The organism is Microbacterium sp. NPDC089321 (assembly GCF_040684935.1).
In the GTDB taxonomy this organism is placed as follows: domain Bacteria; phylum Actinomycetota; class Actinomycetes; order Actinomycetales; family Microbacteriaceae; genus Microbacterium.
This window is the reverse complement of record NZ_JBFBGX010000001.1, coordinates 1,342,350-1,367,076: the sequence shown is the minus strand read 5'-3', so window position 1 is coordinate 1,367,076 and position 24,727 is coordinate 1,342,350. Positions and strand designations below refer to the sequence as shown.

The following is a 24,727-nucleotide window of genomic DNA, read 5'->3' as shown; positions in this document are numbered from 1 at the left end:
AGCGTCACCAGCCCTGGAAGGCCGCGATCATCTCGTCGGTCACGGCGCCCTCGACGACGTCGTCGACGGCCTGCGCGATCAGATCGGCGGCCAGGTCGATGGCCGAGGCGGTGATGGTCAGAGGGGGCGTGAGCTCGATCACATTCCCTCTCACCGGGTACGCCACGGCGCCCAGCTGCCACAGCCGGTAGGCGACCCTGGCTGTGAGATCCGCGTCCGGTTCGAGCGACGCCCTGTCGCGCACGAGCTCCAGGCCGAGCGAGAGGCCACGGCCCCGCACGTCGCCGATTCGCGAGGCACCCTGCCGATCGCCGCTCGCGTAGCTCTCGAGCAGCGATCGCAGCTGCCCGCCTCTCTCTGCGGCGTTGCGGATCAGCCGTCCGTCACGCAGAAGTGTCAGCACGGCACGACCCGCGGCGCACGACACCGGGTTGCCCGTCGTCGTCATCAGCGCCGATGCGACCGGCTCATCGAGCACCGCTGCGGGTCCGACCGCCGCCGACAGCGGAAGCGCTCCGCCGAGCGCCTTGCCCAGGGTCACGACGTCCGGCACCACGTCTTCGGCAGCGAACGCGTGCACACGGCCCGTCCGTCCCAGACCGACCTTGACCTCGTCGACGATGAGGTACGTGCCGTGATCGTCGCAGAGGCGCCGCAATCCGGCGAGAAAGCCGTGCGGAGGCACGATGACCCCGCCGTCCGACTGGATGGGCTCCACGATGACGGCAGCGGTCGCGCGCTGGCTGAGCACGCGCTCGGCACGGGCCAGCACATCCGGCAGAACCGTGGCCGGGTCTGCGGTGTGCGGCCGGAACGGATCGGGATACGGCAGGAAGACGACATGCGGATCGGCGGGCACCCCGCCCGAGACATGCACTCCCGACACCCGCTGCGCGGTGCCGACACCACCGTGATAGCCGTTCTCGAAAGCGACCACCCCTGGGCGCCCGGTCGCGTTCCGGCATCCGCGCAGGGCGACCTCGTTGGCGTCGGTCCCCGCGTGCCCGAGGTACACGCGCCGCTCGGCCGCCGGCAGGCGGCTGGGAACGAGCGCGATCAGCTCCTCGGCCAGAGCGACGGCGTCGGGGTGCGTCGCGGAGAGGACGGACGCTCCGGCCCCCTGCTGCATCGCCCGGTGCACGGCCTCGGCGATCGCCTCGGCACCGAGGCCGAATCCGGATGCTGTCCAGCTGGCACTCAGATCGAGCAGCTGACGGCCGCCCGGTTCGACCAGCGTGTGACCATGACCCGACTGCACCGCCAGGGGGAAGAAGCGCAGCTTCTCGACGCCGGCTATCACCGCATCGTCGCGCGCGATCAGGGCATCCGCTGCGTCGGTCATTCGCGACCCGCCCCCTCAGATCCTCGCCGGTGGTGCTCGATGCCGAGCGCGAGCTCGGCCGCGGCGAGGTAGCCGGCCATGAGCGCTCTGGCGACCGACGCGACGGCATCGTCACCCGGCAGGAACCGCGGGTGGTGCAGGCCCGGCTGCGGGTCCTCCCCCTCCGTGCGCACTCCCACGAACATCATCAGCGACGGCACCGCGTCGCAGAAGTACGAGAAGTCGTCGGCGCCCAGCGAGCGCATGGGCTCGGCCCCCTCGACGCCGAGGCGCGCGAGCCAGTCGTCCGCGGCGGTGGCCAGGACGCCGTCGTTGATGAGCGCGGGCTCCCCCTCGATGCGCCGGACGTCGGCTGCGGCTCCGTGCGCCGCGGCGATGCTCTCGGCCATCCGCCGCACAGCGGCGAAGAGCGCCGTGCGGTCGTCGGGGTGCGTCGTGCGCATCGTGGCGAAGATGCGCGCATCGGCAGGCAGCACATTGGCCGCCCCTTCACCGGCGGCGAGGGTTCCGATGCTGATGATCGCCGGACGCAGCGGACTCACGGTGCGGCGGACGATCTCGGGGACGGCGAGGGCGATCTGCGCGATCGCCGCGACCGTGTCGCTCGCCTCGTGCGGGTAGGCCCCGTGTCCGCCTCGACCGATGACGCGGATCTCGAGCTCATCGGCCGCCGCGTTGATGAATCCTCCGGCAGCTGCCACAGCGCCCGCCGGCAGGCTTGGATGCACGTGCGCACCGATCACATGGGCGATGTCGTACCTATCGATCACCCCCGCTTCGATCATGTCGAGCGCACCCGAGGGATACGTCTCCTCCCGCGGCTGCAGCAGGGGCACGAGCGGCACCGGCAGGTCGAGGCCATGTGCCGAGCGGACCAGCGCGACCAGCGCCGCCTGGTGCACATCGTGTCCGCAGGCGTGCATCGCCCCGTTGCCGGAGGCGAAGGCGGCACCGGTCAGCTCGGTCACCGGCAGGGCGTCGAGCTCGGCGCGCACGGCGACAGCGGGCCCGCCCGCGGGCCCGATCCGCCCGACCGCACCGCTCTCGGCGATGGGCTCGAAGTCGACCTGGCGGCTCAGCTCGTCGATCAGCCTCGCCACCGCCGGATGCTCGTTCCCCGACGTGCACGGCGCGGCGTGCAGCTCACGGCGCAGCTGACCGGCCGCGGCGAGCTCTCGCTCGAGCAGGGCGTTCCACTCGGTTGCGAGCTGGGTGAGACGGGCGACGGTGAGGGTCACGCTGCGCCCGCGCCGTCTGCCCCGGGCGTCTCTTCCGTCGAGGCGTCGAGCCGGTACGCCCGCCGGGCGTTGCGCCACGCGATCATCTCGGTGATCCTCGTGCGCTCCGCAGCGGGCCAGCCGTCGCGCTCCGCGAACGTGTCGAGTGCGCGAGCCAGCCCGCGGCGGAAGAGCAGGGCTCCGAGGTGGTACAGCTCGGCCGCGCCGAAGGCATCCGACGAGAACAGGATCTTGTGGAACGGAGCCAGCTCGAGCGTCTCGGCGATGATCTCGTCGGAACGCGAGCCCGTGTAGTTGATCGCCAGCCCCACGTCGAAGTACACGTGCGGGAAGACCTGAGCGAGGTAGCCGGCTTCGCGGTGGAACGGATAGCAGTGCAGCAGCATCACCCTGGCACCGGTCTCGCGCGTCAGACGCAGGAAGTCGGTGAGCAGCAGCGGGCTGCAGCGGTGCAGGTCGACATCCGCATCGCCGTAGCCGATGTGGAACTGGATCGCGCAGGCGCGGTCGACCGCCGCCCACAGCAGGCTCCTGATGATGACCGGGTCCGCCAGGCGCACCGGCGCCCCGTCGGCGATGCCCGCCAGCCAGGTCGCGACAGCGGAATCCGTCTCCGCCTCCGACGGACGTCGGGGATCGAAGTCCAGTCCGATCCGGTACGCGGCGATCGATTTGACTCCGACGGCCGTGCGCAGCCTCTCGTCGAGAAGGCGTGCATAGGCCTCGGTGAACCCGGCCGCCTCGACCCCGTCGAGCACGAGCTCCTCGGCCAGGCGCTCGAGCCTCACGATCACGGAAGCGCGGGCACCGCCGGCATCCGCCATCTCGTCCGGATCGAGGATCTCGTCGCCACGGTGCCCGGTCTCGATGAAGTAGTCGCTGATCCCGGTGGCGCGCAGCAGGCGGCGGCTCACCTCGAGGCCCCCCAGTTCGCGCCGTCGCGCCAGGTACTCGTCGGGGCTCGCGAACGGCTCGAGGCCGAGCACGGGCGCGCAGTGCCGCCGGATGGCGAAGCCGACCTGCGAGTCGAAGTGGGTCGTCCCCTCCGGCGCATCCCAGTCGGATTCGGTGATGAGGGCCTCGAACTCGTCACGATCGAGGTCTGCGGTCGTCACCCCGTGGCAGTGATGGTCGAGCAGCGGGATGTCGAGGTCACGGCGCTCAGTAGACACGGGCGTACACCTCGCACTGCTCGGCGAGCGAGCGCGCCTGCACCGAGGCGAACTCGTCGCGCTTGATCGCCTCGTACGTCGCGAGGAACGCCGGCGAGAACCATCCCGAGACGACCTCGTCGTCCGCCAGCGCGGTCAGCGCCTCTTCGAGGTTGCGCGGCAGCTTCGGCAGGTGCGCGTGCGCGTCGTCGAGGTCGAGCTCTCCGACCACGATCTCGGGGGTCTCGAGCCCGTCGCGCAGACCCTGCGCTCCGGCCCGGAGGATCAGTCCGAGCAGGATCCAGGGGTTGGCTCCGATGTCGCCGCCGCGGAACTCGAAGTGCAGCTGCCTGCTGGGGTCGCGACCGTCGATCTCGTTGGTGGGGCAGATGCGCAGCAGGGCCTCGCGGTTCTGCAGGCCGAGGAAGGCGCGCGCGCTCGACCAGTTGTGCGGCGCGAGTCGCTGGTAGCTCGTGGCGAGCGGGGCGAAGAGCGCGGCCATCGCCGGGCCGTACTTGACGATGCCCGCCGCGAAGCTGCCCGCGAGCGCCGAGAGCCGGCCGGGGCGCTCGGGATCGTAGATGACGGTGTTGCCGTCTGCGTCGTCGAGGCCGAAGTGCACGTGCACGCCGTTTCCGGCCTCTCCCGGTGCGACGACAGGAGCGAACGACGCCTCGCGGCCGTGCGCGTCGAACAGGTCGTACACGATGTCGCGAACGAGGATGGCGCGGTCGGCCGCCGTCACCGGGTCGGCCGGCGCCACGGTGATCTCGTACTGGTGACGGCCGTACTCGGGCAGCCAGGTCTCGGGCTCCAGGCCGGCGCGGCTCAGCACGGTCATCAGCGTCGACCCGATCGGCTCCGCACGCCGGAACGCCTGCAGCGAGAACGGGTGGTGGTCGCCGGTGGCCGTGCGGTCGACGAACTCGTGCTCGAAGGAGCAGCGGGTGGTGAGGCCGAACTCGGTGCGCAGCTGCTCCACCGCGTCACGCAGGAAGGTGCGAGGGCAGCTCTCCCACGGGGTTCCGTCGGTGTTGACGAGGTCGGCGAAGACGATGCTGAGCGGCGGCCGGCCCGGGATGCCGTCGAGCCGGGCGAGCGACGACAGGTCGGGCCTGAGACGCAGGTCCCCGGTCGATCCGTACGGGATGTCGTCGACGATGTGACCCAGCGATCCGATGCCCAGGTTGGCCGGCACCCACCCGAGCGAGGTGTTCTCGTCGAAGTCCGCGAGCCGCATGGATCGGCCCTTCGTGCGGGCCGCGATGTCGGTGGTCGCGACGAAGACGAGCTCGTCGACGTCGGATCCGGGATGCGGGAGGGTGCCGTTCATGTCTTCCATTCGGGTCGGTTCGGGGTCGGCGACGCCGACGGGGTTCTCGGTGAGGGTCATCAGTCGAGATCCTCCATGCTGAGGCGCGAGCCGATGCGGTTCGCGAGGGCGGGTTTGACCAGCACGATCACGAGACCGATGAGGCACCAGGCGCCGGCGATCCACGGGAAGTACGTGTACGGGGGCTGCTGACCCGCGATCTGGATGACGTAGACGTACGCGAGGAACACCAGCCCGAGCACGGGGATGATCGCCTCCCACTTGGGGATGACCGAGCCCGGCTTGAACGTGTACCGGATCACGCCGATCGACGTCATGCCGTACGCGACCACCATGCAGAGCACGGCGACCGTGGCGAACCAGTAGTACACGTCGACGGACGTGGCGCCGAAGACCCCGAACGCCACCGCCATGACGACGGTGAAGATCACGACGAACACGGTGCTGTTCACCGGCACACCCGTCTTCGCGCTGGTGCGCGCGAAGGCGCTCGGTCCGAAGCCGTCGCGCGCGAGGGCGAACATGAGTCGAGCGGATGCGGCCGTCGAGCTGAGCAGCGAGGCGAAGGCGACGAAGAACGCGAAGATCGCGATGAGCACCGCGAACCACTGACCGACATACGTCGATGCCAGGGTGGTGAGAGTCGACGAGGCACCGGCGAAGGCCGCGACGCCCGCCTCATCCGTGCCGAAGCCGATGGTCTGAGCGAACATCACGAGGACGTAGATGAACCCCGCGAGAACGACGGCGAGCAGCAGCGCGACCGGCACGACGCGCTTCGGATTGCGCGTCTCCTCGCCGAGCGACGCGCCGGACTCGAAACCGGCCCACGACAGGAACCCGAACACGGCTGCCGTCATCACGGCGCTGATCGGAGCATCGCCGGGGAGCAGCACCGACAGGTCGACGCCCGTGGACACGGGAGCGTCGCCGGTCGCGACACGCACGATGATGACGACCGACAGCACCAGCATCGCGGCGATGCCGACGAACCCGATGACCAGCAGCGTGCGCGCGGTCACGGCGGACTCCCGCACGTTGAGCATCAGCACGAACGCCGACACGACGATCGGCACCAGCACCCAGGCCCAGCCCGGCATGGTGATGCCGAGCTCGGTGAGCATGGCCTCGAAGAACACCGCGCATGCTCCCGCGATGCAGACTGCGAAGAACAGGTAGGTGCCCAGCAGGGCGAACCCGCCGAAGAAGCCCGCTCGCGGTCCGAGCGTCGAGCCCGCCAGGGCGTAGACCGAGCCGGCGTGGGTGATGTAGCGGGTGAGCCTGATGAACGCGTAGGCGACCAGCATGGTGCCGATGAACGAGACCGCGAACGTGAACGGCACCGACGAGCCGACGAGCCCGGCGACGCCGATGCCGTTCAGCGACATGGCCATGACAGGGCCCATGAAGCCGACGGAGATCGCGACGACCTCCCACAGCCTCAAGGGCCTGCGCGGAGTCAGCCTCTCCTCGCGCGCTGCTGACGGCTGGGCCTGCGACGTTGACGTCATGACAACCCTTTCGTCCGGCATCCGCATCGACGCCGGAATCCTGAACGAAATCATGCACGACTTCGTTGTTTGAGTGAGATTGAAACAGATATTACACACGCACCGGGCCCACGTCATCCTTCGTCACACACATTCACGGGAATAGGACGTTCCGCTTAGCGTTGACCCCACGTGACGCGCACTCCGCGCAGACAATTGGAGTCCCCTTGAGCACCTCTTCATCGACCGCGCGCGCCCAGAAGGCGCCCGACACCCGAAGCCCTGCACGCAAGCTGCTGACCTCGTTCGGGTTCCAGATCATCGCCGCCCTCGTCCTGGGCATCGGCGTCGGACTGATCGCCGTCTCGCTGGGCGCAGGCCCCGAGACCCCGACGGTCCTGTCCGACACCCTCGACCGCATCGGCAGCTCGTACGTGACACTGCTGCGCGCCGCCGTCGTGCCGCTGATCTTCACCGCCATCGTCGCGAGCATCTCCAACCTGCGCCGCGTGCAGAACGCCGCACGTCTCGCGGGTCAGACGATCCTCTGGTTCGGCATCACGGCATTCATCGCGGTGATCATCGGCATCGCCCTCGGCCTGGTCATCCAGCCGGGCGCGAAGGCCGGCGCAGGCCTCGAGACCGGCGACCCGTACACGGTCGGCACCTGGTGGAACTTCCTGCTGGGCCTCATCCCGCAGAACTTCCTCGGCCTGACCGTCTCGACGACCCCCGGCCCGGTCGAGGGAACCCTCGTCTCGAACGTCGGCTTCAACATCCTGCAGGTCATCGTCGTCGCGGCCGTCGTCGGCATCGCGGCGCTCAAGGCCGGCAAGAAGGCGGAGCCGTTCCTCGCCTTCACCGAGTCGCTGCTCAAGGTCATCCAGCGCGTGCTGTGGTGGATCATCCGCATCGCCCCGATCGGCACCTTCGGCCTCATCGGCGCCGCTGTCGTCAAGTACGGCTGGGACAAGCTGACCTCACTCGCCTGGTTCGCCGCCGCGATCTACATCGGTCTGGCCCTCGTGATCTTCGTGGTCTACCCGATCATCGTGCGCGTGCACGGCCTGTCGATCAAGCAGTACTTCTCTGGCGTGTGGCCCGCCGTGCAGCTGGCCTTCGTCAGCCGCTCGTCGATCGGCACCCTGCCCCTCACCGAGCGCGTCACCGAGCGCAACCTGGGTGTCCCCCGCGGTTACGCCTCGTTCGCCGTGCCCCTGGGCGCCACCACCAAGATGGACGGCTGCGCCGCCATCTACCCGGCGATCGCCGCGATCTTCGTCGCGCAGTTCTTCGACATCCAGCTGAGCTTCATCCAGTACCTGCTGATCGTGATCGTCTCGGTCGTCGGCTCGGCTGCGACCGCCGGCACCACGGGCGCCGTCGTGATGCTGACGCTCACCCTGTCGACCCTGGGCCTTCCGCTCGAGGGCGTCGGACTGCTGCTCGCCATCGACCCGATCCTCGACATGGGCCGCACCGCGGTCAACGTCGCCGGCCAGGCCCTGGTTCCGACGATCGTCGCCAAGCGCGAGGGAATCCTCGACGAGGATCTCTACAACGCCCCGCGCAACGGCCTGCCGTTCGCTGAGGACATCGACGACGTGGATGCCGCTGAGCCGGACGCCACCAAGGAGCCGGCCGGCACCCGCTGACCCTCCCGTACGTCCAGAGAGCGCCTCGCCCCTTCCGGGGGCGGGGCGCTCTCTGCATCCGGATGCCGCATCGCGGCGTGCGCGGCGGAGTCAGCCCTCTCGGCGCCTCTCCTCGAGCTCTCGTCGCAGGTCGCCGTTCTCGTCTTCGAGATCGAGCACCCTGCCGATGCCTGCGAGGTTCACCCCGGCATCCCGCAGCTCGGCGACCCGGCGCAGACGGTCGATGTCGTCGTCGCTGTACCTCCTCGTGCCGCCATCGCTGCGGAATGGCGTCAGCAGCCCGCGCCGCTCGTAGAGCCGCAGCGTCGCCTCGGGCACATCGGCCAGGTCGGCTGCGACGGCGATCCCGTACAGCGGCGTGGCAGCGTCACGATCAGTCATCGGCATCCATCCTGACACTTGAGATCTACGGCGGTCGGAGTTATAAATATACATCGACGGATGCAGATTCCCTGCATCACCATCCGCAGAGCCGCCGACCGGCGGCCCATAGTGAGAGGAGAACACCATGGCTATGACCCTCGACCCGATCAGTCAGCTCGATCGATTCGCCGCGAGCGTGCTGGACTCCGTGCGCGCCCCGCGCGTGATGCCCGTCGACCTCTGCCGCGACGGCGACCGCTATGTCCTGCATGCCGACATCCCGGGCGCCGATCCCGGATCGATCGACGTCGACCTCGATGGCTCGCAGCTGTCGATCCGCGCACAGCGCACCGCCGACACCGGCGAGGGCATGCGCTGGATCGCCCGCGAGCGCGGAACCGGCACCTACTTCCGCCAGTTCACGCTCGGCGACGGCGTCGACCTCGACCGCATCAGCGCCTCGTACGACAGCGGCGTGCTCTCGGTGATCATCCCCGTCAGCGAGCGCGCGAAGCCGCGGCGCATCGAGGTCGAATCGACCGACGCCCGCGAGGCGATCAGCGCCTGATCGACCGCGGGGAGCGCCCGGTCGCGTCTGCGGGCGCTCCCCGCATCCCCGTCCTCTCAGGAAAGGAGCACGCATGTCCCTCTCGACGTCGCTGCAGCGGTTCCTCGCCGGAATGGAGTTTCCCGCCACCAGAGACGACCTCGTGCGCGAGGCCGTGCGCGACGGACTCGATTCCGACGACATCCGGATGCTGATGCAGCTCGATCACGACAGCTACGACGCGCGCTGGCAGGTGCGCCTCGCGCTGGCCTCGCCCGCCGACGCGGCCCTCGTCGCGGCCTGACCGCCGCGCACCTCCTCCGCCCGGCGGGCAAGTCCGGGCCGGGCGGGGCACGGTCAGGTGCGCAGAGCCATCCTCGTGTCGAGGGCCAGCTCCTCGGCATCCATCGCCGCGATCAGCTCGTGCATGACCTCCTCGCTGAGGTTGCCGGCACGGCGCTCCTCGAGCAGCAGCTGCCGCCGCACCGCGAGCCACCCCTTCGCCAGGGCCGTGAACTGCTCAGCGGTCGGCCGCAGCTGCTGATCGACGCCATCCTGCGCGGGTCCGGACTTCTCGGCCCCCGCCTGCTCGGCGTCGGACTGCACCCGCACCAGCCGCTTCGCATAGGCGTCGAAGGCCGGCAGCCGGTCCTCGCGGTGCTCGAGGGCCCATTCGCGGCGCATCCCCCGCAGGTACGCCTTGCCCGCCTCGCGGCTGCGCTCGCGCACCGCGGCGAGCTGCCTGGCATCCTCCTGCTGCTCGCGATCGTCGACGACTCGCAGCGTGCGGATGAGCCACGGCAGCGTCAGCCCCTGCAGCAGAAGGGTTCCGACGGTGACGACGAAGGCGACCACGACGATCGCGTGCGCGGCAGCGCCGTCGATGCCCGCGAGGTCGGCTGCGGCGAGCGCCGTCGCGAGCGTGACGACGCCGCGCATCCCCGCCCACGAGATCACCGCGTTGTCACGCCACGAGAGCCGCATCTCTGCGAGGCGACGACGCAGCTGCTCCTCGCTGAGCGGATGCCGGCCCGGACGGCCCGGATGGGCCGCCGGGCCCGGATGAACGGCATCCGGATGCGCGGCGGTGATCCGCTTCCACCGACGCAGGCGCATCCGCGTCCACCACTGCCCCCACGCATGCGCGGGATAGACGAACAGCGGCCGCACGACCAGCACCGCCAGCAGCACCACGGCCGAGAGCAGCACGACCCCGCCCACCTCGCCGTCCTTCAGATCGGCGATGACCCTGGGCAGCTGCAGCCCGATGTACGCGAACACGAACGACTCGAGAAGGAAGTCGGCCGACAGCCACAGCGGCGCCTCCTGCTGGCGCGTCGCATAGCTCGTCTTCGGTGCGTTGAAGCCGACGAACAGACCCATCGCGACCACGGCGAGGACTCCCGAGCCCAGCAGCTGCTCCGCGATCGCGTACGCACCGAAGGGCGCGAGCAGCCCGAAGGTGCCGTTCACGACAGGGTCCGCGACGCGCATCCGAAGCCCGTGCAGCACCGCGCCGAAGACGAGGCCCACCGCCACCCCGACGAGCACGGCGACGAAGAACTGCCCGACACCGCCCGCCAGCGTCACCGTCGCGCCGGCCACGATCGCCGCGAACACCCGGTACATCGTCAGCGAGGTCGCGTCATTGATCAGGCTCTCGCCCGAGAGCACGGTCATGACGCGCCTCGGCAGGCCGAGCCGGCGCCCGATGGCGGCGGCGGACACGGCATCCGGAGGTGCGACGATCGCTCCGAGCAGCAGCGCACCCGGCAGGGTCAGCTCCGGCATGATCCACCACGCGAGCAGCCCGACGACGCCCGCCGTGACCACCACGAGACCGACACCCAGCCGCCGGATCTGCGGCATGGCCCTCGTGAAGCTCAGGAACGACACGTCGAGCGCCGCCGAGTACAGCAGCGGCGGCAGCACGATGTTGAGCAGCACATGACCGTCGATCGCGACGTCGGGCACGAACGGGAGGAACGAGGCCAGCAGCGCGACGACCGTCACCAGCAGAGGCGCGGGCCATCCCTTCCAGCGGGCGACGGCTGCGACCGCCACGGCACCGACCACGATGAAGAAGATGCTGGACTCCATCCCAGGAGGCTACGCCCACGGCATCCGGCCACCGCGGCTCGCATCTGGCGCGTCTCGTGGAATGCCCGCGCCGCCTGCGCGGTTGGCATTGACGATGAGTACTCCCGCGCTTTCCGTTCTCGATCTCGTTCCCGTCCGCTCAGGACAGACCTCTGCGCAGGCGATCGCCTCGTCGATGGCGCTCGCCCAGCACGCCGACGCCCTGGGCCTCGCTCGCTACTGGTTCGCCGAGCATCACAACATGCCGTCGGTGGCGTCGACCACTCCCCCTGTGCTCATCGCCGCGGCGGCGTCGCGCACCGAGCGGATCCGCGTCGGCTCGGGCGGTGTCATGCTGCCCAACCACGCCCCTCTCATCGTCGCCGAGCAGTTCGCCGCGCTCGAGGCTCTCGCGCCCGGCCGCATCGACCTCGGAATCGGCCGCGCTCCCGGCAGCGATCCCGTGATCACCCACCTGCTGCGTCAGTCGGGCACCACCGGCGATGTCGAGCGCTTCCCCTCGCACGTGCAGGACATCGCCGCGATGGTGCAGCCCGACGGCGCGACCGTGCGCTTCACGAGCGGCGGCGAGTACGGCGTGAAGGCGACGCCCGTGGCATCCGGCGCCCCCGCCATCTGGCTGCTCGGCTCGAGCGACTACTCCGCCCAGCTCGCCGCGGCGCACGGCCTGCCGTACGTGTTCGCCAACCACTTCGCCGGCACAGGGCTCGAACGGGCCCTCGACCTGTACCGGTCGCAGTTCCAGGCATCCGAGACCCTGGCGGCGCCCCTCACCTTCCTGACGGCGAACGTCGTCGCCGCGCCCACAGCAGAAGAGGCGAACGACCGCGCCCTGCCGCAGATGCGCGCGATGGCGCGCCTGCGCGGCAATAAGCCCATGCGGGTTCTCGAGACGGTCGAAGAGGCGCTGGGCGCGGCTCCGGATGCCGCCGAGCAGCCCCTCATCGAGGCGATGCGTCAGCGCTGGTTCATCGGCACCGGCGACGAGGTGCGCGCGTCGCTCGCCGCGTTCGCCGCGCAGCACGGTGTCGACGAGATCATGCTCTCGCCCGTGGCGGGCTCGTACGACGGCGAGCCGCTCGACGAGACGCCTGGACGCACGCAGACCCTCGACCTGCTGGTCGCGTAGCCCCCGGGCCGGGCCGGGGCCGGGGGCGTGCCGCCGGGGCCGTGCCGCCGCCGGGGCCGTGCCGCCGAGAGGTCGAAAAGGCACCGGAAAGAGCGCGTTCCGGTGCCTTTTCGACTTCTCGGTGGCCGAGCGTCACGTGCGCGACGCGACCCCGGCCGCCGCCATGCCCGCGCGGCCGGCCGGTGCCCCCGGCGCGCCGCACGCCGAAAGGTCGAAAAGGCACCGGAAAGAGCGCGTTCCGGTGCCTTTTCGACTTCTCGGTGGCCGAGCGTCACGTGCGCGACGCGATCGCGCGGCGGATGCGATCGACGACCGCATCCGGATGCCCGAGATCGGCCTGCGTGAGGCGGATGACCATCCAGCCGCGATCCTCGAGCTCACGCTGCCGCTGGATGTCGCGGCGCCACTGCTCCCTCTCTGTGCGGTGCCCATCGCCTTCGTACTCGATGGCGACCTTGCATTCGGGGTATGCGAGGTCGATCCGCGCCACGAGCCGCCCGCCGTCGAGCTCTCGATACTGAACGCGCGGCTCGGGAAGTCCCGCGGCGAGCAGAAGCACTCTCGTCTCGGACTCCTTGGGCGATTCGACGTCGGGACGCGCCAGCGCGAGGGCCTCGCGAACCGCTACGCAGCCGCGGAACGCGCCCCATTCAGCCAGCCGGGACTCGATCTGCTCGCGGGTGCAGACCGGTCTGCCTGGCAGGAGACCCGGATAGTTGTCGGCCGTTGTCATGACCGCATCCAGCAGCACGACCACCTGGCTCGCAGTCAGCTCGGCAGCCGCGCTGAAGACAGCAGCCAGGGGATCGACGACCGCGACGCCGTCGATGACCCACGTCGTCGCACGGCTCGCAGTCAGGCGCCGCCCCTTCACCCCGGTCGTGCGCGGCGGGTTCTCGTCTCGCGGCGCAGCGACCTCGAGGGGCTCGGCGGGGGTCCACCGCACGGGGAACGGCAGGCGCCATGCCCGCAGAGCGCTGCGTCCGATGAGCCGCTGGGTCGGGCGCATCCGGTGCCCGTAAGCCTGCATGCGGTCGAGAAAGCCCGCCTCAGGGCGTCGAGCGCGCACGCCGTGAAAGGGCCGAGCGAGATCACGGGCCCTGATCCGCCCCCTGCCGACGCCGAGCGCCCGCGCGTCGGCGACGCTGAACCTCTCGCCGAGCTGATGAGGGAGCGAGGTCTGATGGCGCATGCGCACCATGCTGGGGGAGACGGTCACCCTCACAAGCGCCTTTTCGCACGAGGTGCGCACAACCCGGGCATCCGCTCGCCTGTGCAGAACGACCGAGAAGTCGAAAAAGCACCGGAGAGCTCGGCTTCCGGTGCCTTTTCGACCTCTCGGCGCACCGAGCGCGCCGGGCGCAACTCGCGCCGGGTTACGCCTCGGGCTCGCCGTGCAGCAGGGCGCGCAGCCAGTCGCGGGCCTCGACGAACACGCCGTCGGCGTAGCGCTCGGGGTAGTGCACGATCTTGCGGTCGGCGCGCGGGTACGAGCCGAGGAAGACGACGCGCGGGCTGAACCGGCGGATGCCGAGCAGCGCGTCGGCCATCCGCTCGTCGTACGCGTGCCCGTCGGCATCCACCACGAAGCGGTACCTGCCCAGCGCGTCGCCGACCGGACGCGACTGCAGCAGCGAGAGGTTGATGCCGCGGGTCGAGAACTGCTCGAGCATGTCGAGCAGCGCACCGGGCCGATCGTCGGGCAGCTCGACGATCAGCGAGGTCTTGTCGGCTCCGGTGGGCTCGGCAGGGGGCGCCGGCTTCGAGACGAGCACGAAGCGGGTCACGGCGTTGTCGTTGTCGCCGATCTGCTCGGCCAGCACCTCGACGTCGTGGTGCTGCACGATGCCGGGCGCGGCGATCGCTGCCTGCGCGGGCGACGATCCGTCGAGCACGCCGAGAATGGATGCCACGTTGCTCGCCGCGGGAACATGGGCGTGCTTCGGAAGATGCTCGCCCAGCCAGCCATGGCACTGCGCGTATGCGACGGGATGCGCGGCGATGACGTCGACGTCTTGCAGGGTGGTGCCGGGCTTGCCGACGAGCACGAAGTTCACCTTCACGAGGTACTCGCCGATGATGCGCAGCCCTGGCAGCGTCGCGAGCGCGTCGAGCGTGGTCGACACCCCGCCCTCGACGGAGTTCTCGATCGCGATCATCGCGGCGTGCGACACCCCAGACAGCACGTCGTCGAGCGCTTCGCCGACGTTGTGCACCGGCCGCCAGTGGTGACCCCTCGCCTCGGGCACCTGCTCGAGGGCTGCTTCCGTGAAGGTTCCGGCGGGGCCCAGATAGCTGTAGGTGCGGCGTTCGGTCACCCGGCAAGCCTAGCCCTGGCGTTCCCCCGCCCCTGCGGCTGTTTCCGGATGCCGGCACGCATGCGGCTCCGGCCGTCCGCTGTCAACGGAGGTGCGCGGCAGCGCCCGGGCGGGGCAGACTATCCCCATGACGAGCCGAGCTGGCCTCCCCGCGGAGGAAAAGGACCTCATCGATGTCGACGAACTGATCGCCGCGTACTACGACCGCATCCCCGACCCGTCGGATCCGGGTCAGCGCGTCGCGTTCGGAACGAGCGGCCACCGCGGTTCGTCGCTCTCGACGAGCTTCAACGAGCAGCACATCGTGGCCACCACGCAGGCCATCGTCGACTACCGCCGCGAGCAGGGCATCACCGGTCCGCTCTTCCTCGGCCGCGACACGCATGCGCTGTCGCTGCCCGCCGAGCGCACGGCGATCGAGGTGCTGATCGGCAACGGCGTCGACGTGCGCGTGGACTCGCGCGACTCGTGGGTGCCCACGCCCGCGCTGAGCCATGCGATCCTCACCTACAACCGCGGCCGCGCATCCGACGACGCGGGCCGCGCCGACGGCATCGTCGTGACCCCGAGCCACAACCCTCCTCGGGACGGCGGCTTCAAGTACAACCCGCCGCACGGCGGCCCCGCCGACACCGACGCGACCAGCTGGATCGCCGACCGCGCCAACGCGCTCATCGAGGCCGGCCTCGAGGGGGTCGAGCGCATCCCGCACGCCGACATCGACGACGACTCGATCGGCGAGTACGACTTCCGCGACGCGTACGTGCGCGACCTGCCCACCATCATCGACATCGATGCGATCAAGCGCGCGGGCGTGCGCATCGGCGCCGACCCGATGGGCGGGGCATCGGTCGAGTACTGGCAGCTCATCAAGGAGATGCACGGGCTCGACCTCACCGTCGTGAACCCCGAGGTCGATCCGACCTGGCGCTTCATGACCCTCGACTGGGACGAGAAGATCCGCATGGATCCGTCGTCGCCGAGCGCCATGGCATCCCTCGTCGCGAAGCGCGGCGACTACGACGTGCTCACCGGCAACGACGCCGATGCCGACCGGCACGGCATCGTCACCCCTGATGCGGGGCTGATGAACCCCAACCACTACCTGGCTGTGGCGATCGACTACCTGTTCTCGCACCGCACCGAGTGGCCCCGCGACGCCGCGATCGGCAAGACGCTCGTGTCGTCGATGATCATCGACCGCGTGGCCGACTCGCTCGGGCGCCGCCTGCTCGAGGTGCCTGTGGGGTTCAAGTGGTTCGTGCCCGGTCTGCTCGACGGCTCGGTCGCGTTCGGCGGTGAGGAGTCGGCGGGCGCGTCGTTCCTGCGCAAGGACGGCACCGTGTGGTCGACCGACAAGGACGGCCTGCTGCTGTGCCTGCTCGCCGCCGAGATCATCGCCGTCACCGGCAAGACCCCGTCGGAGCGCTACCGCGAGCTCGAGCAGGCCTTCGGCTCGTCGGCGTACCAGCGGGTGGATGCTCCGGCGACGCCGGAGCAGAAGGCGACGCTGGGCAGGCTGGCTCCGGATGCCGTGGGCGCGACCGACCTGGCGGGCGAGACGATCACCGCGAAGCTCTCTCATGCCCCCGGCAACGGTGCGGCGATCGGCGGCCTGAAAGTGCAGACCGAGCACGCCTGGTTCGCGGCGCGTCCTTCCGGCACCGAGGACGTCTACAAGCTGTACGCCGAGAGCCTCAAGGGCCCCGAGCACCTCGCACAGGTGCAGGAGGAGGCACGGGCGGTCGTGAGTGCGGCCCTCGGCGGCTGACGCCGGACCCCTGACAGCGATGAGCCGTCTCCCTCTCCGGGAGACGGCTCATCGGCATCCTGGGCGCAGGCGGCGTCAGAGCCCGGGCGTGCTCTCGCGCACGACGACCTCGAGCTCGAGCGGAGGCTGCTGCCACTCGGCATCCACGGTCGCCCGGAACGCCTCGTAGCCGAGGTCGGCCAGCGGCACCCGCACGGTCGTCAGGCGGGGCGTCACGTCTCGGCTGACCGGCACGTCGTCGAATCCGCACACGGCGATGTCATCGCCGACGCTGCGGCCGCCGTCGCGGATCGCCGTCATCGCCCCCACGGCGACCACGTCGCTGAGCGCGAAGACGAGGGTTCCGGCATCCACTCCCTCGGTCAGCGCGGTCGTCATCGATGCCGCTCCCGACTCGCGTTCGAAGCTGCCGCGGTAGACGCGCTCGATCCGGCCGCCGCTGTCGCCGAACCCGGCGGCGAACCCGGCGAGGCGGTCGTCGGAGGTGCGCACGCCCTCGTCGGCGCCGATCGCGATCGCCCGGCGGTAGCCGAGCGCAGCCATCTCGCGACCCAGCCGCTCGGCGCCGCCGCGGTTGTCGATGCGGATGCTGCGGTCGCCGCCCTCGCCGAAGGTCACGGTGCGTCCGCCGAGAGGGGCGAAGGCCGCCAGCTCGGCGGTCGTGCGGTCGTCGGCCGTCTCGGCCCTGGATGCCGCGAGGATCACGCCGCGGGGACGCTGACCGCGCAGCGCCCGCAGGATCTTCGCCTCTCGGTCTGCGTCGCGCTCGGTGATCGCGACGGTGACGATGAGTCCCTCGGCATCCGCCCCGCGGGCGACGCCCGCAGCGATCTGGCCGAAGTACGGGTCGGCGATGTCGGCGACCAGCAGGGCGATCACGGCCGAGGTGCCCCGGGCCGTCGCCTGTGCCGACGCGTTGGCGGTGTAGCCGAGCTCGTCGGCCGCCTTCTCGACGCGCTCCCGGAACGACTCGGCGACCTTGCGCTCTGATCCGTTCAGCACGCGCGACGCGGTCGCCAGCGAGACCCCCGCCGCACGGGCCACATCGTGCAGCGTGGGCGGTGAGGTGCGCGTGCCGTCAGCGGTCATGAGCAGAGCCTACCGAGCACCGTGCGCCGCCGATCCACCGCTCAGGTCGCGATTCGCCCCGGAAAACCCGGCGGGAAAGCGTGCCGGATCGCGACCTGAGCGAGGCGGCGACGTCACCCGCCATCGATCCAGCGACGCAGCGTCGCCGCCTCGGGTGCGAGCAGCTCGGGGTCGTCGTCAGGAACGAACTCGATCAGGGCATCGCGGGGCGGGGCGGGGTTCGCCGCGGCGGCGACGAAGAGCGGACGCCAGAGGCTCTTCCTCTCATCGAGCCGGAGGCGCCGGTCGAAGGGCCACCACGAGAAGACGTGCACGGCGCTGACATGCGCGGCGAGCGCGTCGTACTCGGCGAGCGCGACGGCATCCGGCGCATCGACGGTCGGCTGCCAGTAGGTCGTGAGCCCCGGCACGTCGGCGATCAGGCGCAGCGCGGCCTGCGGGGTGTCGGCGACCGTGCCACGGTGGAACTCGAGCGCGAGGGCGATGCCCCGCTCCGAGGCCTCGGCGGTGGCATCCCGCAGCCGCGCGGCGATCTGCGCGTACTGCTCGGGCGTCGCGTCGGCCGAGTCGACGCGCCCCGCCCAGATGCGCACACGGTCGGCGCCCAGAGCCGCAGCGCTGTCGAGGATCGGCGTCAGCGACTCGTCGGCTCCGCTGCGGAAGTACGAGCCGTACGAGCAGACCGCGAGTCCGGCATCCGTCGTCACCCGCGCCACCTCGGCGGCGCGATCCGGTTCGCCGGGCGGCACGTGCACGTCGCCGCCCCACTCGATCACCTCGAGACCGGCATCCGCCGACAGCTCGACCACCTTCTCAGGCGCGAGCTGCCGGAACGTCACCGAGCACAGGCCGGGTCTGATCATCGTCACCTCCCCGTTCGAATCGCTCACCTTGTCGGCTTCTCGCCGTCGACGCGACCATTCACGCTACTCGAAGGATCCGAGCGCCGGCAGGTGCGGCGACACCGTCGCGGCGAAGGCCGCGGCGGTGCGCGCGACGACGGCCTCAGGGGCGTCGGACCAGATGTCGGCGTTGAAGATCTCGACCTCGATGTCGCGGTCGTAGCCGGTCTCGACCACCGCGCGGGTGAGCGAGGCGAAGTCGATGATCCCGTCGCCCATGTAGTGCCGAGAGAGCAGCACGTCGGCGGGGAACGGCGTCTTCCAGTCGCACACCTGGTAGGTCGAGATGCGCCCCTCGCGCCCGGCGCGGGCGATCTGCTCGTGCACCTGCGGGTCCCACCAGATGTGGAAGGTGTCGACCGCCGCGCCCACCACCTCCGGCGCGAAGTCGGCGGCGATGTCGAGCGCCTGTCCCAGCGTCGAGACGACGCAGCGGTCGGATCCGAACATCGGATGCAGGGGCTCGATCGCGAGGGTCACGCCCGCGCTCTCGGCGTACGGGGCGAGGGTGCCGATGGCATCCCGGACCCTCTCGCGAGCACCCGCGAGATCGCGGGAGCCCTCGGGAAGGCCTCCCGCGACGAGCACGAGCACGGCCGTCGAGCCGTCGGCGCCGGCCGCGGCGAGCGCCGCGGTCTCGTCGATCGCGCGGCGGTTGTCGTCGAGGGCGGCGTCGCGCTCCGCGCCGGCCGGGAGGGTGAAGAATCCTCCGCGGCAGTGGGTCGTGAAGCGCAGACCCGAGTCGGCGAGCATGTTCGCGGCGGTCTCGAGTCCGACCTCGTTCACCGGCTCGCGCCAGAGCCCGATGGCCTGGATGCCGGCATCCGCCGTCACCCGCAGCGCCGTCGCCAGGTCGGCGTACTTGATCGTCGCCTGGTTGATCGAGAGACGCGGATCGGGCGCGGCCATCGGGGCGCTCACTCTTCCACTCCCCTCAGGCTGATCCCGTTGACCACGAGCATGTCGTGCCAGCGCTCGCGGGCGAGACCCGGGTCTTCCAGGGCGAGCGACGCGTTCGCGAGCTCGACGATGCGCGAGAGGTGCGGCAGGCTGCGCGCCGAGTGCAGGCCGCCGACCATCTGGAACGCCGGCTGGTGGCCGTTGAGCCACGACAGGAACGCGACGCCCGTCTTGTAGTAGAAGGTCGGAGCGGCGAACACCTGCCTGCTGAGCTCTTCGGTCGGCCCGAGGATGCGGCGGTAGGCGTCTCGGTCGCCGGCATCCAGTGCCTGGATCGCGGCCGACGCGACGGGGGTGATGGCGGCGAACGCACCGAGCAGGGCGTCGGAGTGCCCGCTGTCGGATTCGTCGATGAGCCCGACGTAGTTGAAGTCATCGCCGGTGAACATGCGGACGCCCTGAGGAAGCCGCGAGCGCACCGAGATCTCGCTCTCGGCGTTCAGCAGGCTCATCTTCACTCCGGCGACCTTCGACGGGTTCTCCTCGATGATGTCGAGCAGCACTTCAGACGCCGCCTGCCACTCGGTCGATCCGAAGTAGCCCTCGAGCTCGGGGTCGAATGCGGTTCCCAGCCAGTGCAGCACGACCGGGCCGGTCGCCCGCGACAGCACCGCACGGTAGACACGGCGGTAGTCGTCGGCCGAGGTCGCGACGCGGGCGAGGTGGCGCGACGCCATCAGCACCGGCCCCGCCCCCTGCTCCTCGGCGAACTCGAGCTGCGACACGTACGCGTCGATGACCTGCTCGAGCGAGATGTGCGTGTCGGCGACGTGGTCGGTGTTGACTCCGACGACGACGGATCCGCCCTCCTCGCGCGCCACCTCGGCGCTGCGGGCGATCAGCTCGCGGGTGGCCGCGGCGTCGAGGCCCATGTTGCGCTGAGCGGTGTCCATGGCATCCGCCACCCCCAGCCCCCACGAGTACACGTTGCGGCGGAAGGCGAGCGTCGCGTCCCAGTCGATGTCGGCCGGCTGGCCGGGGGTGTTGTCGGCATGCGCCTTCGGCACGACGTGCGCGGCGGCGTAGGCGACGCGCGAGCGCAGCGGCGAGCTCGGGCGGCGGTAGCCGCCCGAATCGTTCAGTGCGGCATCCGACAGCCCACCGGATGCCGACAGCAGGCGAAGCGTCGTCATCAGAGCGACAGCTTCTCGATGGCGACCTTGCGGCCCTCGGCGCTCGAGGTCAGGCCCGCCTCGGCGAACTGCACGCCTCGCGCGCCGGCCAGCAGGTCGAACGCGTAGTCGGTGCCGAGCACGTATGACTCGAGGTACTCCTCCCACTGCTGACGGAACCCGTTGAGGAAGACGTCGTTGGTGGGCACCTTCTGCCAGTCGGCGTCGTAGTCGTGCGTGTCTTCGAGGTCAGGGTTCCAGACCGGCTTCGGGGTGGCGTTGCGCGGCTGGATCTTGCAGCCGAACAGACCGACGACCGCCGAGCCGTGCGTGCCGTCGACCTGGAACTCGACGAGCTCGTCGCGGTTCACCCGCACCGTCCACGAGGAGTTGATCTCGGCGATCACGCCGCCCTCGAGCTCGAAGATGCCGTACGCGGCGTCTTCAGCGGTCGCGGTGTAGTGCTCGCCCTTCTCGTCCCAGCGGTCGGCGATGTGCACGGCGGCCTGCGCGTACACGCTCTTGACCTCGCCGAAGAGGTTCTCGAGCACGTAGTTCCAGTGCGGGAACATGTCGCTGATGATCCCGCCGCCGTCTTCGGTGCGGTAGTTCCAGCTCGGGCGCTGCGCCGGCTGCCAGTCGCCCTCGAACACCCAGTAGCCGAACTCGCCGCGCACCGAGAGGATGCGCCCGAAGAAGCCGGAGTCGATGAGGCGCTTGAGCTTCTGCAGGCCCGGGAGGTAGAGCTTGTCGTGCACGACACCGGTCTTGACGCCGGCCGTCCTGGCGAGGCTTGCGAGCTCGAGCGCCTCTTCGAGCGACTCCGCGGTGGGCTTCTCGGTGTAGATCGCCTTGCCCGCGGCGATGGCCTTGCGGATGGCGGTGGCGCGGGCCTTGGTGACGAGGAAGTCGGCGTAGATCTCCCACTGCGGGTCGGCGAGCGCCGCGTCGAGGTCGGTCGTGTAGTCGGCGATGTCATGCTTGGCGGCGAGCTCGGCGAGCTTCTCTTCGCTGCGGCCGACGAGCAGGGGCTTGACGGTGACCTTCGAGCCGTCGGAGAGCTCGATGCCGCCCTGGTCGCGGATCGCGAGGATCGAGCGCACCAGGTGCTGACGGTAGCCCATGCGTCCGGAGACGCCGTTCATGATGATGCCGATCTCGCGAGTCGCCATGGTGTTCCTGTTCTGTCGGTTCAGTGTCGGTAAACGCTTTCCGAGAGTGTAGCCCGGCTTCGCCGCAACGCACAATGCCGCTCGCCCCCCCATCCCCCACCGCCCACCGCCCACCGCCCACCGTGATAAACCACTTCCGGCGTGAGAAACCACGTCTGCCGCGGTTTCTCACGCAGGATGTGGTTTCTCACCGGCGTAGGCGGCGCGGCGCGGCGCGGCGCGCGGCGCGATCACCCCGCGCTCAGCGGGCGAGCTCGTCGAGCAGTCCGGCCACGCGGTCGAGGTCGTCGGCAGACCAGCTGCGCAGCTTCCCGCCGAGCCGGCCCTCGTAGGCGGCGCGCGCCGCGGTCACGCGCTCGGTCGCGAGGTCGGTCGCGATCAGCCGTCGCGCCCGCCGGTCGTCGGGATCGCGGATGCTGTCGACCAGACCGAGCTCGGTCAGCTGGCGCACCTGGCGGCTGATGGCCGACTTGTCGGTCTGCAGTCGCTCGATCAGCTCGCCGGCGGTCGTGGCATGCCCGCTGACGATCGAGGCGAGCACCTGGTAGCCGAGGGGCTGCAGATCGGGATGCACGGTCGCGGCCGCCTCGCGCCACCCGACGCGGATGCGGGCGAACAGCCGGCCGAGCTCGCGCTCGACGCGGTGCACGGCGTCGTCGAGGGCCGCCCCTTCGAGGGCGCCGTCGTTCGAGGCAGGTGCATCGCTCATGCCGTCAGCCTAACGACGCCGTCACCCCGGGGCGCAGGCCGCAAACGCCGCGAGACGCGCCTTTTCGCATGAGACACCACGTCAGAGCATGAGTCTCATGCGAAAGGGCACGTCTCGCGCAGAAGAAGGGCGACACGAGCTGCAGGAGTCAGGCCTCGGTGAGCACCCGGAAGACCTTCGAGGCGACCTCGATCTCGGCGGGGGTCAGCCCGATCATGGCCGAGCGCATGCGCTCCGCATGGTCGGCCCGCAGGGCGGCGAGCATCTCGACCGCACGCGGGGCCGCGGTGAGCACGCGCAGACGGCCGTCGCGCTCATCAGCGCGCGACTCGAGCAGGCCCAGCTCCTCGAGCATCCGCACCTGGCGGCTGACGACCGACTTGTCCATCTCGAAGCACTCGGCCAGCTGGTGCGCGTTGGTGCCGCCGGAGCGGGCGATGAACGTCAGCAGCTTGTAGCCGGCGGGCTGCAGCTCGGGGTGCACCCGAGCCGCAGACTCCTTCCACAGCGTCCGGGCCTTGGCGAACATCAGGTTCAGCTGGCTCTGGAACTCGGCGAGCGCCTCGTCGACGTCGGCCGCCTGCTGCGCGGTCATGTCAGCGCACGACCCGGATGCTGCCGGTCGCGGCTCCCACCTCGGCCTCGGCGACCTCGATCGCCGATCCCTCGGCCTGCTCGCGCAGCTGCTCGGCCGAGTTCTTCGTCGACAGGGGCTTGTTGCGGATGAACGCGATCGCGATCACGCCGACCACCGCGAGCGGGATGGCGATGATGAAGGCGTCCGCGATGCCATGACCGTACGCCGACTCCACGACCGTGCGGATCGCATCGGGCAGGTCGCCGATCTTCGGCACGTTGCCCGAGCCGAGGGCCTTCAGCGCCTCGACCTCATCCGGCGAGGTGGGCCGGAAGCCGTCGAAGCCGCTCTTGATGTACTCGCCGACGTTCGTCGCGAGGATCGAGCCCATGATCGTGACGCCGATGGTGCCGGCGATCGTGCGGAAGAAGTTGACGCCGGACGACGCGGCGCCCAGCTGCTGCGGCGGGGTGTCGTTCTGCACGATCAGGGTGAGGTTCTGCATGACCATGCCGAGGCCGGCGCCGAGCACGAACATGTACGTCGCGACCAGCCCGAACGGGGTGTCGTAGCGCAGGGTCGACATCAGGCTGACGCCGGCGACCGTGAGCACCGAGCCCAGCAGCATCCAGCCCTTCCACCTGCCGAAGCGGCTCACCAGCTGACCGATGATGATCGACGCGCCCATCTGGCCGACGATCATGGGGATCGTCATCAGACCCGACTCGGTCGGCGTCGCGCCGCGTGCGAGCTGGAAGTACTGCGCGAGGAACACCGACGTGGCGAACATCGAGACGCCGATCGCGATCGAGGCGATGACCGAGAGGGTGAAGGTGCGGTTGAGGAAGAGCGTGAGCGGGATGATCGGCTCTTTGACCAGCAGCTCGACCACGATGAAGGCGATCAGCACGACGGCCGAGCCGATGGCCAGCGTGTAGCTGGTGACCGAGTCCCACTCGAACTGCTGCCCGCCCATCGAGACCCAGATCAGCAGGCCCGACACGCCCACTGCGAGCAGCACGATGCCGAGGTAGTCGATCGAGATCTTCGCAGCCTGCGGCTTGGGCAGGTGCAGGGTCACCTGCAGCAGCACGAGTGCGAGCACCGCGAACGGCACGCCGACGAAGAAGTTGGCGCGCCAGCCCCACACGTCGGTGATGAATCCGCCCAGCAGAGGACCGCCGATGGTGGCGAGCGCCATGATGCCGCCGACGACGCCCATGTACTTGCCTCGTTCGCGCGGCGAGATGATCAGCGCCACGGCGACCATGACGAGAGACATCAGACCGCCGACGCCGAGGCCCTGCACCACGCGCATCGTGATGAGCATGTCGATGCTGTGCGCGAATCCGGCCGCCACGGTGCCCGCGGTGAACAGCACGAGCGAGAGCTGAACCAGCACCTTGCGGTCGAGCAGGTCGGCGAGCTTGCCCCAGATCGGGGTCGACACGGCGGTCGCGAGCAGGCTGGCGGTGATCACCCAGGTGTACTGCGCCTGGGTCCCGCCGAGGTCGGCGACGATGACGGGCAGCGAGGTCGAGACGACGGTGCCCGAGAGCACGGCGACGAACATGCCGACGATGAGGCCGGAGATGGCGGTGAAGACCTCTCGGGCCGAGCGGGTGGTCTCAGCTGTTGCGGAAGGGGATGAGTTCAAGGGGAAGACGCTCCTGAAAGATGGTTGATCTTCGTCAACGATACGTTATTGGTTGCTCTTTTGCAACCATTGCGCAAGGTCAACTATTCCGTGCGTTGCGGAAGAGTCCGGG

The 24,727-nt window shown here is 70.1% G+C and carries 22 protein-coding genes; 5 read left to right on the top strand and 17 right to left on the bottom strand.

What is annotated here, in order from left to right:
• Window positions 1-4 precede the first annotated feature (4 nt).
• From AB0N59_RS06320 to AB0N59_RS06300, 5 genes are read right to left on the bottom strand one after another with little or no spacing between them, the layout of a single operon-like run.
• Window positions 5-1,342 (bottom strand): aminotransferase class III-fold pyridoxal phosphate-dependent enzyme, encoded by a 1,338-nt coding sequence (locus AB0N59_RS06320; protein WP_363480329.1) that lies wholly within the window; start codon window positions 1,340-1,342, stop codon window positions 5-7.
• On the bottom strand, window positions 1,339-2,580 hold the full coding sequence (locus AB0N59_RS06315) for an amidohydrolase (RefSeq protein WP_363480326.1): 1,242 nt from the start codon (window positions 2,578-2,580) through the stop codon (window positions 1,339-1,341). The genes AB0N59_RS06320 and AB0N59_RS06315 overlap by 4 nt, the downstream gene beginning before the upstream one ends.
• Window positions 2,577-3,752 (bottom strand): amidohydrolase family protein, encoded by a 1,176-nt coding sequence (locus AB0N59_RS06310; protein WP_363480324.1) that lies wholly within the window; start codon window positions 3,750-3,752, stop codon window positions 2,577-2,579. The genes AB0N59_RS06315 and AB0N59_RS06310 overlap by 4 nt, the downstream gene beginning before the upstream one ends.
• On the bottom strand, window positions 3,742-5,124 hold the full coding sequence (locus tag AB0N59_RS06305; RefSeq protein WP_363480321.1) for a glutamine synthetase family protein: 1,383 nt from the start codon (window positions 5,122-5,124) through the stop codon (window positions 3,742-3,744). Before AB0N59_RS06305 ends, AB0N59_RS06310 begins: the two co-directional genes overlap by 11 nt.
• Entirely contained in the window at window positions 5,124-6,575 is a 1,452-nt protein-coding gene (locus AB0N59_RS06300; protein ID WP_363480318.1) for an APC family permease, read from the bottom strand. Before AB0N59_RS06300 ends, AB0N59_RS06305 begins: the two co-directional genes overlap by 1 nt.
• 206 nt (window positions 6,576-6,781) lie before the next feature.
• Between AB0N59_RS06300 and AB0N59_RS06295 the strand changes: the two genes are divergently transcribed.
• Window positions 6,782-8,209 carry a dicarboxylate/amino acid:cation symporter gene (locus tag AB0N59_RS06295; RefSeq protein WP_363480315.1) on the top strand — a complete coding sequence of 476 codons (1,428 nt, stop codon included), beginning with the start codon at window positions 6,782-6,784 and terminating at the stop codon, window positions 8,207-8,209.
• A 90-nt stretch (window positions 8,210-8,299) separates the two neighbouring features.
• On the opposite strand, the gene AB0N59_RS06290 is transcribed toward AB0N59_RS06295, so the two are convergent.
• Entirely contained in the window at window positions 8,300-8,590 is a 291-nt protein-coding gene (locus AB0N59_RS06290; protein ID WP_363480312.1) for a MerR family transcriptional regulator, read from the bottom strand.
• A 127-nt stretch (window positions 8,591-8,717) separates the two neighbouring features.
• On the opposite strand from AB0N59_RS06290, the gene AB0N59_RS06285 reads away from it, so the two are divergent.
• Both AB0N59_RS06285 and AB0N59_RS06280 read left to right on the top strand, forming a co-directional pair.
• Window positions 8,718-9,140, top strand: coding sequence for an Hsp20/alpha crystallin family protein (locus AB0N59_RS06285; protein WP_363480309.1), 423 nt, complete (start codon window positions 8,718-8,720; stop codon window positions 9,138-9,140).
• Between the two features lie 73 nt (window positions 9,141-9,213).
• Window positions 9,214-9,423: a DUF2795 domain-containing protein gene (locus tag AB0N59_RS06280; RefSeq protein ID WP_363480306.1), complete on the top strand. Its 210-nt coding sequence runs from the start codon at window positions 9,214-9,216 to the stop codon at window positions 9,421-9,423.
• Window positions 9,424-9,476: 53 nt separating this feature from the next.
• Here AB0N59_RS06280 and AB0N59_RS06275 read toward each other — a convergent pair whose 3' ends face one another.
• Complete coding sequence (locus AB0N59_RS06275) at window positions 9,477-11,219, bottom strand: sodium:proton antiporter (protein WP_363480304.1); 1,743 nt, start codon at window positions 11,217-11,219, stop codon at window positions 9,477-9,479.
• A gap of 94 nt (window positions 11,220-11,313) precedes the next feature.
• Between AB0N59_RS06275 and AB0N59_RS06270 the strand changes: the two genes are divergently transcribed.
• Window positions 11,314-12,348 carry an LLM class flavin-dependent oxidoreductase gene (locus tag AB0N59_RS06270; RefSeq protein ID WP_363480301.1) on the top strand — a complete coding sequence of 345 codons (1,035 nt, stop codon included), beginning with the start codon at window positions 11,314-11,316 and terminating at the stop codon, window positions 12,346-12,348.
• A 271-nt stretch (window positions 12,349-12,619) separates the two neighbouring features.
• Here AB0N59_RS06270 and AB0N59_RS06265 read toward each other — a convergent pair whose 3' ends face one another.
• Together AB0N59_RS06265 and pheA are read right to left on the bottom strand one after the other, a co-directional pair.
• Window positions 12,620-13,567, bottom strand: a complete 948-nt coding sequence (locus AB0N59_RS06265; protein WP_363480298.1) for a DUF559 domain-containing protein — start codon at window positions 13,565-13,567, stop codon at window positions 12,620-12,622.
• Between the two features lie 157 nt (window positions 13,568-13,724).
• Entirely contained in the window at window positions 13,725-14,666 is a 942-nt protein-coding gene (gene pheA / locus AB0N59_RS06260) for a prephenate dehydratase (protein WP_363480295.1), read from the bottom strand.
• A gap of 127 nt (window positions 14,667-14,793) precedes the next feature.
• On the opposite strand from pheA, the gene pgm reads away from it, so the two are divergent.
• Complete coding sequence (pgm, locus tag AB0N59_RS06255) at window positions 14,794-16,437, top strand: phosphoglucomutase (alpha-D-glucose-1,6-bisphosphate-dependent) (protein WP_363480292.1); 1,644 nt, start codon at window positions 14,794-14,796, stop codon at window positions 16,435-16,437.
• Window positions 16,438-16,512: 75 nt separating this feature from the next.
• Here the strand turns inward: pgm and AB0N59_RS06250 are convergent, their stop codons facing one another.
• From AB0N59_RS06250 to AB0N59_RS06215, 8 genes are all read right to left on the bottom strand, one after another.
• The gene (locus AB0N59_RS06250; protein ID WP_363480289.1) at window positions 16,513-17,526 is read right to left on the bottom strand and encodes a LacI family DNA-binding transcriptional regulator; all 1,014 of its coding nucleotides are present in this window, start codon (window positions 17,524-17,526) and stop codon (window positions 16,513-16,515) included.
• 113 nt (window positions 17,527-17,639) lie between these two features.
• Window positions 17,640-18,416 (bottom strand): TIM barrel protein, encoded by a 777-nt coding sequence (locus tag AB0N59_RS06245; protein ID WP_363480286.1) that lies wholly within the window; start codon window positions 18,414-18,416, stop codon window positions 17,640-17,642.
• Between the two features lie 36 nt (window positions 18,417-18,452).
• The gene (locus AB0N59_RS06240) at window positions 18,453-19,337 is read right to left on the bottom strand and encodes a sugar phosphate isomerase/epimerase family protein (protein WP_363481231.1); all 885 of its coding nucleotides are present in this window, start codon (window positions 19,335-19,337) and stop codon (window positions 18,453-18,455) included.
• An 8-nt stretch (window positions 19,338-19,345) separates the two neighbouring features.
• The gene (locus tag AB0N59_RS06235) at window positions 19,346-20,521 is read right to left on the bottom strand and encodes a dihydrodipicolinate synthase family protein (RefSeq protein WP_363480283.1); all 1,176 of its coding nucleotides are present in this window, start codon (window positions 20,519-20,521) and stop codon (window positions 19,346-19,348) included.
• Window positions 20,521-21,672, bottom strand: coding sequence for a Gfo/Idh/MocA family oxidoreductase (locus AB0N59_RS06230; RefSeq protein ID WP_363480280.1), 1,152 nt, complete (start codon window positions 21,670-21,672; stop codon window positions 20,521-20,523). The genes AB0N59_RS06235 and AB0N59_RS06230 overlap by 1 nt, the downstream gene beginning before the upstream one ends.
• A gap of 241 nt (window positions 21,673-21,913) precedes the next feature.
• On the bottom strand, window positions 21,914-22,381 hold the full coding sequence (locus AB0N59_RS06225) for a MarR family transcriptional regulator (protein WP_363480277.1): 468 nt from the start codon (window positions 22,379-22,381) through the stop codon (window positions 21,914-21,916).
• Between the two features lie 148 nt (window positions 22,382-22,529).
• Window positions 22,530-22,976 (bottom strand): MarR family transcriptional regulator, encoded by a 447-nt coding sequence (locus tag AB0N59_RS06220; protein ID WP_363480274.1) that lies wholly within the window; start codon window positions 22,974-22,976, stop codon window positions 22,530-22,532.
• Between the two features lies 1 nt (window position 22,977).
• Complete coding sequence (locus tag AB0N59_RS06215; RefSeq protein ID WP_363480271.1) at window positions 22,978-24,615, bottom strand: DHA2 family efflux MFS transporter permease subunit; 1,638 nt, start codon at window positions 24,613-24,615, stop codon at window positions 22,978-22,980.
• Window positions 24,616-24,727: the final 112 nt, after the last annotated feature.